This is a genomic window from Vibrio sp. JC009 (assembly GCF_029016485.1).
GTDB lineage: Bacteria > Pseudomonadota > Gammaproteobacteria > Enterobacterales > Vibrionaceae > Vibrio.
Window position 1 is genome coordinate 1,229,707 of sequence record NZ_CP092106.1, and the last position, 13,459, is coordinate 1,243,165.

At 47.9% G+C, this 13,459-nt stretch carries 9 protein-coding genes; 7 read left to right on the forward strand and 2 right to left on the reverse strand.

Features of this window, described 5'->3' with window-relative positions; all coding sequences use genetic code 11:
• Window positions 1-24: 24 nt before the first annotated feature.
• Window positions 25-258 (reverse strand): hypothetical protein, encoded by a 234-nt coding sequence (locus L3Q72_RS05705; RefSeq protein WP_275131690.1) that lies wholly within the window; start codon window positions 256-258, stop codon window positions 25-27.
• Between the two features lie 527 nt (window positions 259-785).
• On the opposite strand from L3Q72_RS05705, the gene L3Q72_RS05710 reads away from it, so the two are divergent.
• The 7 genes from L3Q72_RS05710 (at window position 786) to L3Q72_RS05740 (ending at window position 11,722) form a co-directional block, all read left to right on the forward strand.
• Entirely contained in the window at window positions 786-2,399 is a 1,614-nt protein-coding gene (locus L3Q72_RS05710; protein ID WP_275131691.1) for a methyl-accepting chemotaxis protein, read from the forward strand.
• Window positions 2,400-2,521: 122 nt separating this feature from the next.
• A complete protein-coding gene (locus tag L3Q72_RS05715) occupies window positions 2,522-3,235 on the forward strand; it encodes a TetR/AcrR family transcriptional regulator (protein ID WP_275131692.1) in 714 nt (237 codons plus the stop codon).
• Window positions 3,236-3,286: 51 nt separating this feature from the next.
• The gene (locus L3Q72_RS05720) at window positions 3,287-4,390 is read left to right on the forward strand and encodes an efflux RND transporter periplasmic adaptor subunit (RefSeq protein WP_275131693.1); all 1,104 of its coding nucleotides are present in this window, start codon (window positions 3,287-3,289) and stop codon (window positions 4,388-4,390) included.
• A gap of 2 nt (window positions 4,391-4,392) precedes the next feature.
• Window positions 4,393-7,446 (forward strand): efflux RND transporter permease subunit, encoded by a 3,054-nt coding sequence (locus tag L3Q72_RS05725; RefSeq protein ID WP_275131694.1) that lies wholly within the window; start codon window positions 4,393-4,395, stop codon window positions 7,444-7,446.
• A gap of 25 nt (window positions 7,447-7,471) precedes the next feature.
• A complete protein-coding gene (locus L3Q72_RS05730) occupies window positions 7,472-8,140 on the forward strand; it encodes an ABC transporter ATP-binding protein (protein ID WP_275131695.1) in 669 nt (222 codons plus the stop codon).
• Window positions 8,133-10,640: an ABC transporter permease gene (locus tag L3Q72_RS05735; protein ID WP_275131696.1), complete on the forward strand. Its 2,508-nt coding sequence runs from the start codon at window positions 8,133-8,135 to the stop codon at window positions 10,638-10,640. The genes L3Q72_RS05730 and L3Q72_RS05735 overlap by 8 nt, the downstream gene beginning before the upstream one ends.
• On the forward strand, window positions 10,637-11,722 hold the full coding sequence (locus tag L3Q72_RS05740) for a lipocalin-like domain-containing protein (RefSeq protein ID WP_275131697.1): 1,086 nt from the start codon (window positions 10,637-10,639) through the stop codon (window positions 11,720-11,722). Before L3Q72_RS05735 ends, L3Q72_RS05740 begins: the two co-directional genes overlap by 4 nt.
• Here L3Q72_RS05740 and L3Q72_RS05745 read toward each other — a convergent pair.
• The gene (locus L3Q72_RS05745; protein ID WP_275131698.1) at window positions 11,719-13,401 is read right to left on the reverse strand and encodes an RluA family pseudouridine synthase; all 1,683 of its coding nucleotides are present in this window, start codon (window positions 13,399-13,401) and stop codon (window positions 11,719-11,721) included. The two genes, L3Q72_RS05740 and L3Q72_RS05745, sit on opposite strands and share 4 nt — an antisense overlap.
• Window positions 13,402-13,459: the final 58 nt, after the last annotated feature.

A 13,459-nucleotide genomic window follows, 5' to 3' on the forward strand; every position in this document is an offset into this window, starting at 1 on the left:
TACATTTGCAAAGTCAGGAAAGTCTTATGCTGCAATTAGTGACTGACTGCGTACATAATAGATATCGGATTCACTGAGTTCGGCAGTTATCGTTGAGATAAAGGGCAGCAGCTCCAGTGATTTTGGAGAGCGAAAACAGTAATCGGTGATAATTGCCCACCCCTGAATCGAGCAGTATCCGTTATTTTTCTCAATGTAGTTAGCAATCTGAGCTGCACATTCGTCGCTATAGGTTTCAATTTTGTAGACCGTAATCATTACTTTGTCTCCCTCTCCATGGGTATATAAGTAAAATGAAAGTCATATAGTCAGAATCAAAACAACTACCGGGTTCTTCTATATTTATCCATTATTTCCCCTCCTGCTAACTACAAATTTCGATAAATTAATACAATGAAATCTATCGATAACTTTAAGGAGGTAGAGCGGTGTACCTAATTTGATCTTAGGTGAGGCTTTGATATGCAGGGTGTTTCATTTTTGGGATTTATTGATATATATATTAGAATGAAAACTCTAACCATGCTTAATAGCGGTAAGCGAACTAAGGATATTGGAAAGGCTCAACTGCTATCGTTTTTTATTCCTCGCCGGCAACAGGGCACTTTCTGCTAAGCATCAAAGAAGGGGACGAACTGAGCTACGAATGGGCCGTAGAACAGATGTTTATTATAGGCTATGTGCTCTAGATTTTATTTCACAGCATAGAGTTTTGTAATCGTAGTCGTTGTGCTCTAGAGTGCAGAGTAGCACACCAAAATAGACATAAATAAGGCCAGGTAGTTATGAATTTTGAAAAGTTGACGGTAAGAGCTCGTATTTTACTTATTCTCGTACTTTCTATTTCATTTTTAGTGGGAACCTCTTTTTTTCAGTATTCAAAGTTCTCAAACATTGAAGAGCTGGTTGATAAGATGTACCGGCATCCTGTTGCTGTGTCCAGCGTTATCAAAAAAATCGACTATAACGTTGTGCTAATCCACCGGGAAATGAAAGACATTGCACTGGGAAAAGATCTCAGTAAGGCTCAGGCGGTTGTTAACAAGCTCCATAACGATACGCTTGCTGAGTTTGACCTTTTAGAAGAACGCTTTCTTGGGGATAAGAGTGACATTAAAGAGCTGAAGCAGTGGTTTATTGATTGGAAACAGATACGCCAAAAAGTTATTGATTACAAAAATCAGGGTGATATGAAAAATGCGGCCAGAATAACTCAGACTGAGGGTGTGGTGCATATCAATAAACTGAATAAGCGCATCCAGGAAATTATTGCCTTCGCCGATAATAAGCTTCAAACCTTCTATGGCGGCGTCAAAACTAATGTCAGCCAGGCTTCTCAGATCGTTATGATTATCGCTGTCGTTTCAACCATTGTCTTTATCGTGATAAGTCTTTTGATTGTTAACAGTATTGTTAAGCCTCTTGCTCGTTTATCTGATTTTTCAGAGCAGATTTCGCGAGGAAATCTTACCGTAAGTATTGATACTTCAAATCATAATGAAATTGACCAGCTTGGAAAGCAGATGTTAGTGATGAGAGACAGCTTAAAGAATTTGCTTTCTCATATCAGTAATGTGGTCAATTCAGTCAGTGGCTCCAGCCATGAAATGGAGCGAATGGTTGAACAGTTCAGCCATTCAACTAAGAATCAGGCGACAGGCCTGGAGCAGGTATCCACCGCGGTAGATCAAATGTCTGCGACCGTTAACGAAGTTGCTCAAAATGCTCAACTGGCATTGAATGCAGCCACCCAGACCTTCTCAGATGCTTCTGAAGGAAGTGAAGCAACCACTCAAGTGACCAGTCAGGCGTCGGAGCTGGTTGAAAACACGACTGTCGTTAGTGCAACACTAAATCAGCTTGAAGAAGAAACGAAGAATGTTGAAAGTGTGCTTGATATGATCCGGGAAATATCGGAACAGACCAACTTGCTGGCACTAAATGCAGCGATTGAAGCCGCTCGTGCGGGAGAACATGGCAGAGGGTTTGCCGTTGTTGCAGATGAAGTGCGTAACTTAGCGGCAAAAACTCAGTCAAGTGTAGACGATATTCAGAAAACAATTACAAAGCTTCAGTCTGAATCCGTTAGTGCCGTAGAGAAAATGAGTCTTAACTTCACTATGTCTGAAGAAACCTCCAAATTAGCTCAGCTTACCAGCGACAGCTTAGGTAAGATTATTGATTCAGCAAATCACATTCAGGACATGAACACACATATTGCCACTGCCTCTGAGGAGCAAAGCGCTGTTGCAACGGAAATAAGTAGCAACGTGGCAGAGATCTACTCAAACTCCAAAGACGTGATGCTTGAGATCAGTAACATTGAGTCTGCTGCCCGGGATCTGAATGAATTATCCAGCCAGCTTGAGGCAGAAATTTCAAAATTCCGAATAGTGTAAATTATATGTGTCAGGGGCGATAGAATCAGCGAGTTCTATCGTTCTTTATTCTTCGCCGACAACAGCGCTTTCTCAAAACCGGGTATATACTTGTTACAAAAGACAAAGGCAAGGGAAAGACTTTGCGTAAACAGGAAGCCCGTCAGCAACGTGAGCAGCATATTATCCAGACGGTTTTGGACCGTCTGGAAATCAGCAGTGTGCTTGACTTAACCATGTCCGACATTGCCAAAGCTTCTGAGTGCTCTATGGGGGCTATTTACTCCCACTTCCCCAGCAAAGAAGATCTGCTGATCGCCGTATCTAACGAAACCATAAAGCAGGATCTTGCCATTCTTGAAAAGGTGACTGAGAAGGCGAAAGACGACTTCGATAAGTTGCTATCTACCGTTTTTGCCATCGCTGCACTGTTCGTTGAAAGACCCCAGTATTACGCGCTAAACCAGCTTGCGATGAACCCCAATATTTGGGCAAACGCTTCTGCCAGCCGGGTGGAAGAGGGCAATAAGATGGCAGAGCAGATCCTGGAAAATATCCTTGAACTGGTTGATTCGGTCAATAAGGAAAAAGGGCTGACACTGGATGACAGAAGTGCCGAGCTTTTTGTTACTAGCCTGTATGGCATGGTGGTTGGTGTTATGGAAATAAAAATGTCAGGTTACGGCATGATTCTGGATAAGCACTCAGACAGGACAAAGGGACCGGTTTATAACCTGATTCCTGCCGTTTGTCGTTTATTGTCCGCTTGGAGCATAAAAGATACCAATCTTGCCGAACATGTTGAAATTATATGCCAAACTGTGACCAAAGATGTAATCGAGATATTACCCGAATAATATTCGCATAATGTTCTAGATTTATAGTATCAGATAGATCCGGAGCTTCTTATGTCCAGCAATTCCAATAAAGTTATTACCTTTCTGGTTGGCTTATCACTAAGCTTTTCCCTTTCGGGCTGCAAAGATGAAGCCCTGGTGGTGACAGAGCACAAACCCCGCCCGGTCAAGATGATTAAGGTGTCGGATACATTAACCGGCAATATAAAAAAATACCCGGCGAAGGTGTCTGCCAACAAAGAGGTGGCCGTTTCATTTCAGGTGGCCGGGAGGCTGGTTGAGTTTCCGCTGAAGCCGGGGGATTCAGTTGAAAAGGGCGATCTGATCGCTAAAGTCGATAACCGTGACTTTCTCAATCAGCAGCAACTTGCTCAGGCTGACTATGATCTCGCGGCGACCAACTTTGCCCGCTATGAAAAATTGCTGGCAAAGAAAATGATCTCAAAGGCGCAATACGACTCTGCCAGAGCAAATCTGAAAGCAGCAGAAGCGAATCTGAGGCTGGCAAAAGACAGAGTAACCGACAGCGTTGTCTATTCGCCATTTGTGGGCCTGATTTCAGAAACTCTGGTTGAAAATCATCAGTATATTCAGCCCCAGCAAACCGTGGTAATACTGCAGAACAGCGGTGTTATCGATGTTGAAATTCAACTGCCTGCGCGTGAGATTTTCCGCTTGCAGGAAGAGAAAGTGAATCTGAATTATCAGCCAACAGTGACTTTTGCATCGGATAACAGCAGGCACTATCCGGTCACATACAAACAGCACGCCACCCAGGTGACTCCGGGGACTCAATCTTACAGAATGACATTTACGCTGGCAGCTCCGCAGGAGGCGACGGTTTATCCGGGAATGCCTGCAACTATGCACATTGATTTTGATAAGGTTTTTCTGGAAAACCAGCTAAACGACTATATAGCTCTGCCGGTGACAGCGGTGATTAAGGATGACGCCAGCGGTGAGAACTACATCTGGATTTACGATGCCCAAACGGGTCAGGTCCACCCTAAGGCAGTGGAGCTGGGAAAGGTTACGGGTGAGTCAGTACTGGTAAAAGCTGATGTTGAGCCTGATGATCGCGTGGTAACGGCAGGGTTAAACCGGCTGAAAGAGGGAATGGAGGTAGTTCCGCTAACGCTTGAGAGAGGGCTGTAACCATGAATTTAGCCGAATACTCCATTAAAAATAGCGTGATTAGCTGGGTGGTCTGCCTGCTGCTTCTTGTGGGCGGAGTGGTGTCTTTTTACGAACTGGGGCGGCTTGAGTTTCCGGCTTTCCCTATTCCTCAGGCTATGGTGACAACCGCTTATCCGGGCGCCTCTGCTGAGCAGGTTGAGGAAGAAGTTTCACTTCAGCTTGAAGAGGCTATCTTAGAGCTGGAAGCGGTGTTTCATATCGACTCTTTCAATACCCCCGGGCTTTCTCAGATCCTGATTGAACTGTCGGAAGAGTATCCGGCGTCTGCGCATCCTGAGGCCTGGGCCAAGCTGAATAAAAAGATGCAGGATCTGGAAAGTTCACTGCCTCCCGGCGCATATCCGCCTGTTGTTATGGATGAGTTCAGCGATGTGTTCGGGATTTTTTATAACATCACAACGCAGGATTATTCCTACAGAGATCTGGAAAACTATGCCGATTTTTTGAAAAGGGAGCTGATACTTGTCGACGGCGTGAAAAAGATCTCCATCGTTGGCACGGTGCAGGAGCAGATCGTTATTGAGCTTTCGCAGGAAAACCTGAATGGACTGGGTATTGATCCTGGCTGGATTCTTGGACTGATGACTAACCAGAATGTGGTTTCCAATGCCGGTCAGGTTAAAATCGGGACTCAGTCTGTGCGCTTTCATCCAACCGGCGAATTTGAAAGCCTTGAAGAGCTGAGAGAGATGATTATCAGCCCTCCGGGAAGCGGCTCTCTTATCCGCCTTGGCGATATTGCGACCATTTCCAGAGAGTACGAAGAGCGGCCGGGGAATATCTACCGCAGCAACGGGAACCGTGCCCTTTCCTTTGGCATCTCATTTAAAGACGAAGTGAATGTGATTGAAGTGGGCAGACTGGTCAATGAGAAGCTGCAAGAGCTTGAGTATAAAAGACCCATTGGTATCGACCTGAATCTCGTATATGACCAGGCAAAAGAGGTCGATAACTCCATCAATGACTTTATTACCAATCTGCTGGTTTCGGTTGCCATTGTTATTGTGGTGCTCTTTTTCACCATGGGCGCGCGTTCCGGGTTGCTGATGGGCAGCATTCTGATGCTGACGATACTCGGCACCTTTATCGGCATGCTGGTGATGAAAATCGATATTGAAACCATTTCCCTTGGTGCGCTGATTATTGCACTGGGTATGCTGGTGGATAATGCCATTGTGGTTACCGAGGGTGTGCTGGTGGGCTTAAAGCAGGGGCTGACCCGTTTGCAGGCCATCAACCGCGTGGTTTCACAAACCCAGACGCCTTTGCTCGGCGCAACGGCGATTGCCATTATTGCCTTTGCGCCCATTGGATTGTCAGATAACGCCACCGGGGACTTTCTCTATTCTCTGTTTGCGGTGCTGATGATTTCTCTTTCCATCAGCTGGATTCTGGCCATTACCTTAATTCCGTTTTTCTGCCATATGCTGTTTAAAGACGGCATCATAGATGAAGATGACAGTAAAAATGATCCCTATTCTTCTGTGGTATTCAGGGGATACCGTGCTTTTCTCAGCTTTGCCCTGCGTTTTAGAGTGGTTGCCATTCTGTTTACTCTGGCGCTGCTGATAGCTGGCGGATATGGATTTACTCAGGTAAAACAGAGCTTCTTCCCGACCTCTAACACGCCTATTTTCTATATCGATATCTGGGCTCAGCAGGGTACGGATGTCAGGGCAACCTCTGATGCGGTCAGTGAGATAGAAAAGGTGGTGATGGAAACCGAAGGTGTGGTCAATGTCACCTCAACCATCGGAATGGGGGCACAGCGCTTTATCCTGACTTACGCCCCTGAGCGGCAGTATCCGAGCTACGCGCAAATGATAGTGGAAGCTGTTTCTCTAGAAAGGTTGGCAGAGCTGATTCCCATTGTGCGGGAGCAGTTAGAAGCTCAGTTTCCGGAGCTGGAACTGAAGTTTAAGCTGATGACTTTAGGGCCGTCACCGGCAGCCAATATTGAAGCCAGATTCTATGGTCCGGACCTGGATGTACTGCGCACGCTGGCCGCTCAGGCCATTGATATTATCGACAATGAACCGCTTGCGGTTGAAACGCGTCACTCTATGCGCGAGAAAACGCTGGCCATCCGGCCGCAGATAGATATGGCGGAGGCGAGAAGAAGTGGGATCAGCAAGCAGGATATCAACAATACTTTGCTCTCCAATACCGATGGTATGGTTGCCGGTCTGTACCGGGAGGGCAGCCATCTGCTGCCTGTTCTGGTGAGGGCGCCGGATGAGATCAGAAATGATGTGGACAGACTGGAGAACCTGCAGATCTGGAGTGCTGAAAACAGTGCCTATATTCCCATTGGTCAGGTGGTAACGGATTTCTCCACTGAGTTTGAGAACTCTCTGATCACCAGAAGAGATTACCGGCGTGTGGTTTCGGTGATGACGGATATTGAGCCGTTTAAAGGTAATACGCCTGAAATGCTGCGTCAGAAGCTGAAAGATAAGATCGAATCCATACCGCTTCCGCCAGGATACTCGTTTGAATGGGGCGGCGAACACGAATCTCAGCAAATGGCAGAAAGAGCGGTGTTCAGCACACTGCCGATTGGGTATCTGGTGATGTTTTTGATCACGATTTTACTGTTTAACTCCATCCGCGACCCACTGGCGATATGGTTTACCGTGCCTCTGTCTGTGATTGGGGTGGCAAGTGGTTTGCTGCTGCTTGATATTCCTTTCTCTTTCACCGCTCTGCTCGGGTTAATCAGTCTGTCCGGGATGATAGTGAAAAACGGCATTGTACTGGTTGAGCAGATTGAGATAGAAAAAGAGAAGGGCACTGAGATACATAAAGCCATTGTGGATGCCGGAGTCAGCCGGATGCGCCCGGTCTGTATGGCGGCAATTACCACCATGCTGGGTATGGCGCCGTTAATTTTCGACCCGTTTTTCGCATCCATGGCAGTTACCATTGTATTTGGTCTGGGCTTTGCTACTGTACTTACATTGGTGGTTTTACCTGTTACCTACGCTACCTTAAATTGTGTGGCGTTCAGGTAAGGTTAATAAGTGAGTATGCAAAGGAATGGCAGATCAGATAGTCAGGCTTAACGGGGTTAGCAAAGAGTTTACCGATGGGGAAAACCGGCACCGGGTGCTGGATAGGCTGGATCTTACTCTGGAACACAGAGATACCATCGCCCTTACCGGTGCCAGTGGCAGCGGGAAAAGTACGCTTCTGAATATTATTGCCGGTTTTGAGCCGCCCACATCCGGTGAACTGGTGCTGCTGGGGAATGACTCGTCAGGCTGGCAGGACAGGCAGTGGAGCCGGTTCCGTTATCAGAACCTTGGCATTGTTTTCCAGCAGTTTAACCTGCTGACACCGCTTGATGTCGCCGGAAATATCGATTTTCCGCTCAGGCTCAATGGCCTGAAGTGGAATGACTGGTGCGATCATCTGGTGGCAAAGCTTGGTCTGAGCGGTTTGCTGGACCGTCATGTGGAAAACCTTTCCGGCGGGCAGCAGCAGAGAGTGGCGATTGCCCGGGCACTGGCCCATCAACCTGAGATCCTGCTTGCCGATGAACCCACTGGTAATCTGGATGAAGCCGCCAGCCTGGAGGTGATGCAGCTGCTTTGCGAGTTAAGTGCCGAGCAGAGTACAAGCATTCTTCTGGTGACTCACAGCCAGAGCTGCGCTGACTTTATGCAAAGGCGCTGGCATCTGGAGCAGGGAAAGGTTCATGAATAGCCCTGCTGTCAGCAGAACCAGATTTAATCAGTATCTGCATTGCCTGAGGGTATTCGCGGCGCACTACAAACAAGCACCTCTTCAGGCCGGTGCTATTGTCGTCGGCGTGGTTCTGGCGGTCACACTTCTGACCGGGGTCAAAGCTATCAATGACAATGCCGTTAAAAGTTACAGCTCCGCCACTGAACTACTGAGCCAGCAGGCCAGCTGGTTTATTACTCCTCTTTCCGGCCGGGAAACTTTCTCTGAAGATCTTTATTTTGATTTGCGCAGTGCGGGCTACAGTCAGAGTCTGGCGGTGATTGAAGAGACTTTGGTTGATGAGCTGGGTAACAGGTTGCAGGTGACAGGCAGTGACCTGATTGCGGCTTTAATGGCTTTCTCTTCATCGAAAGGTGAGCAAGACGATAAAAGCGGCGCTTCGCTGTTTGATGGTGATTTACCTGTGGTAGATATGCTGGCAGGTAAGCCGGTTGCTTTAATGAATAAAGGTAAGGCTCTGAGATACGCAAATGAGACTCTGGTGCTTGCGGGTGAAAAGGTAAAAGTTGTCGGATTAGATCAAAGCCTGAACATCGGAAGCCGGGTGCTGATGGATATTTCATTGCTGCAACGGCTGCTTAACCGGTCGGGTGAAATCAGCTATATCGCGCTGTTTGATGATATTTCTTCAGAGCAACAATCACTGAATGCCCTTATCGCAGGCAGAGCTTTGCTAAGTCAGAGTGATAACGGCGAGAATCTTTCGGCGCTGACCGAAAGTTTTCATCTTAATCTGACGGCCATGAGTATGCTGGCTTTTATTGTTGGTCTGTTTATCGCCTATAACGGTATCCGCTACAGCCTGATGAAACGGCAAAGGCTGCTGACCCAGTTGCAGCAACTGGGTATGCCTAAGCTGATGATAATTTCCGCTTTGATTACAGAGTTGGTCGCTCTGGTTATTGCCGGATCTTTTATTGGATTTGCCGCCGGGTTGCAGCTTAGCTACTGGCTGCATCCAATGGTCTCAGTGACTCTGGAACAGCTTTACGATGCCCGGATATTAGCGGGAAGCTGGAGCTGGATCTGGCTGTTGCAGGCGGTTGGTCTGACCCTGTTTTCATCACTGCTGGCCTGTTCTTCTCTCTTTATTCAGTTCTGGCGGCAGCCACTGGCCCGGACGTCGGGGCAGTATCATCAGCAGAAAAATGCTCAGAGAATTCATACTATTCAGCTCTTGGTGGCGCTATGTTTTGCAGCTGTTGCCGTGGTTGCGATGCCATTTAGTCAGGACTATCGCAAAACCATGCTGCTGCTTGGCTTTGTGGTGGTGGCGATACCCCTGGCTCTGCCCTGGTCGCTCTCCATGCTGGTGAATCTGATGGCCCGGTTTGCACCTAAAGGTCTGGTGGGCTATCAGGCGGAGGAAACCAAAGAACTGGTACCGCCAATGTCTCTGGCAATGATGGCGATGCTGCTTGCGGTAACCGCCAACATTTCAATGAATACACTGGTGGGAAGCTTTGAAATTACGCTGAAAAACTGGCTGGAAGGGCGTCTTCATGCAGACATTTATGTGAGACCGCCTCAATCACAAATGATTGAAACCGAGCAGTTCCTGCGCCAGCAACCTGAAGTCACAGACGTATTTGCGCAGTACTTTATAAAAAGCAGCCACCAGAATATGCCGGTTTATCTGGTCACAAAAGATATTCCAACCTTCGAGCAAACGACTATTTTCAAAAACTCACTTGCAGATATCTGGCCTGATTGTTTTGCCGGAAAGCTGGTTCTGCTTAATGAACCTATGGCGGTTAAATTAGGCATCCAAACCGGGGATGCCATCACTCTTGAAGCCATTCCGGATAATAGTTTTACAGTAGGGGGCGTTTTTTACGATTACGGAAATCCTTCAGGAGAAGTGCTTATCGCTCCGGATGTGTGGCAGGAAAACCGGTTTACCGATATACCGTTAAGTCTTGGCGCAGATTATTCCGGCACGCCTGATGAGCTAAGAGCTGTGCTGAGAAATGAGCTGGGAATATCCGACGCCTTGATTTTTGACCAGAGTCAGATAAGAGAACGGGCGATCACCATATTTACCCGCACTTTTGCTATTACCGGAGTCTTAAATACCCTGACTCTGCTGGTGGCGGCAATCGGACTCTTTAGTGCCTGCTATCTGATGACTCAGGCCCGAACGGCGCCTATTGCCAGGCTTTACAGCCTGGGTGTCAGCAGAAAGCAGTTGACGCTGATGGTGGTCACTCAGATGCTTGTGATTGTTCTGCTTACCTGTCTTGTGGCGCTTCCCACCGGCGCTATGCTGGGCTATCTGCTGATTAACAAAGTGACCTTGCAGGCTTTTGGCTGGAGTATTGCCATGGTCTGGAGCTGGCAGGCTTATGCAGAAGTGGTTGGACTGGCACTGTTTGCCAGTGGCGTTGCTGTGGCTTATCCCCTGTACCGGCAGACACGCAGACCGCTGGTATCCAGTCTGCAAAGTGAGGTGATATGAAGCGTTTGATTTACCTGCTGGCTATCACTCTTTTTGTCTCTGCCTGCTCAGAGCCGGAGCCTTCGAAATCCATGGGCAGTTTGCTTGCAGGCGATCTTAGCGGCTATAGCAAAGTGATTCCGGGCAAAGCTTTGTCTTTTCCCTTTGATCACCGTGCTCACCCTGAATTTCGTCAGGAGTGGTGGTACCTGACTGCCAATCTGCAAACCGAAAACGGGGAGAAACTGGGTCTCCAGTGGACCCAGTTTCGCATTGCACTTTCACCCGATCCAGATGAGCAAACAAACAATGGCGGCTGGGAAACCAATCAACTTTATATGGCACATACCGCTGTCACTACCGGGGATAAACATCTCGCCAATGAAAAGTGGTCCCGCCAGCACAGACAGATGGCCTACGTGTTACCCGAGCCCTTTAGCATTAAACTGGATAACTGGCGTTGGCAGTCCACGGGTAAAGATCTGTTTCCGGCAGAGTTAACCGTAAGCAGTGATGAATTTAACTACCGGCTTTCTCTTACCAGCACAAGCCCGTTGCAGTTGCAGGGTGACAATGGGTACAGCATAAAAAGCGCTGACGGAAAGTCCGCTTCCTATTATTACAGCCAGCCATTTATTGATGTTCAGGGAGAATTGGTCATAGACGGAGTTGCGCATCAGGTCACTGGCAAAGCCTGGCTTGACAGAGAATGGAGCTCTCAGGTGCTAAGCCGCTCGCAACAGGGCTGGGACTGGTTTGGATTAAGACTGGATGACGGCTCTGCTCTGATGTTGTTTCAGCTTCGCTCCAGTGAAGATAAAAGCCGAAACTTTTACAGCGCCCGGAGAATGTATCCGGATGGGAAGGGGATCAATATTGCATCTGATGAGATAGAGGTTGTTCCTGCTGATTTCCACAAAATCAAAGGCACTCCTTATCCAATTGCCTGGGATATCCGCATTCCTTCCGGGCAGATAGAGATTCGTGCAGAGGCGCTTAATCCCAATGCAAAAATGCCGCTGACGATCCCGTACTGGGAGGGACCGGTTTTGGTATCAGGTTCCCACAGCGGGGAAGGTTATATGGAGCTGACCGGCTACTAAAACTCAGCATCCGCCTGAAAATGCATAATTTCTTTAGTAATCGGATGCTCCAGTGTCAGAGATTCAGCATGCAGATGCAGGCGGTTGGCTTTTTGCCCGTACAGATCGTCACCGACAATCGGCATATTCAGGCCGTCAACATGCGCGCAGTGGACTCTTAATTGGTGCGTTCTGCCGGTTTTGGGATACAGGTAAACTTTAGTCTTTCCGTCACGGCGCTCGCACACTTCCCATCGGGTTTGCGCCGGTTTCCCGTGTTCGTAACAGATTAACTGCCTCGGCCTGTCGTGCTGATCACCGCGCATTGGCAGGTTAATCTCGCCGCTGTCGTTTTCCGGTACACCATCGATAAGCGCAACATAGCGTTTCTGAACTGTGCGGCTGATAAACTGTTTATGCAGGTGCTTTTGTGCTCTGTGGGAAAGCGCAAACACCAGCAGGCCGGAAGTGGACATATCCAGGCGGTGAATGGTCAGAGAGCCGGTTGCCTCAGGGAACATCTGCTTTACACGCAGATAGGCTGAATCCTGCACCGATTTGCCCGGAACCGAAAGAAGCTCAGCCGGTTTGTTGACCACAACAATAGAATCATCCTGATAGATTATCTCCAGCTCTTTACCTTCGGCCAGGTTAACCGCAAGCGGATTATCATCCATCTCAATGCCCTCGAGCATATGGCCCAGAATGGGTTCGCACTTTCCTTTGCAGGAGCCGTAATAGTATTTATGTCGGCGCACTTCAGATTTCGGTGAGATGCCCCACCAGAACTCAGCCATGGCAACAGGCTTCAGTTTATGCTTAAAAGCGTACTGCAACAGCTTTGGCGCAGCGCATTCACCGGCACCGGCTGGCGGGATATGTGAAGGTGTATCTTTAAAAATATCGGTCAGATCTTTTTCGGCGCCGGATTGATTCAGAAAACGGTATTGGGCAAAAAGCTGCTTTTGCAGTTTATGAGAGCGTTTTTTTCTCTGCTCTTTCAGTTCATTAATCGGGGCAAGAAGTCCGGTTAATTTACTTTGTGCCTCTGCGGTTTTTTGCTCCCACTCAATCTTCAAATCCCTTAGCTTTAATTTGTCGATAACACTTTGCTGGTTCAGCTCCTGTATCAGTTGCTGGTGTTCTTCTCCCGTCAGCGTGTTATTGATGTTTGCGCGCAGGGCTTTGCGTGCCTTTTTTCTTTCGGACATTGCACTTTTGTGGGCGGTCAGCGCTTTTTCCGCTTCATTTTTCGTATCTGCCAGATACTGTTCAGACCAATTGATTTCCGGGTTGTTTTCCAGCTTCTCAATGTCGTAGTTGATCTGGTTTATTTCTGCCTGTTCTTTAAGAAAAAAACTGCCTTCAGTGAGCATATCAAATACAGGAGGAACAAAGCCCGGAATGTCATTACGCTCTGCCAGTTTGCCTGAAAATGCGGACAGATAACCAAGCTCTCCGGCCTGATTCTGCACAACCAGTACGCCGAACATCTTACCAATGGCACCTTCGCTTTCACCCTCAAGACCAAAGTTATGTTTCCAGCTGGTTTGAGTTTTTAGGTGACGCTGTAACTCGTTAGCCGCAAGTTCACAAAGAGGGTGAGGTTCATAACAGAACGGAAAAGTGAATTTCTCCGGCAGGGAGTACTCTTCGGTGGATTGTTTAAAGCGGGTAAAACAGTTGTCCGGGGTCTGCATGATGGTCGTATGGTGCCTGAAGGTTAGGTGTTCAAAGGGTGGGGCATTTTACCTGTTC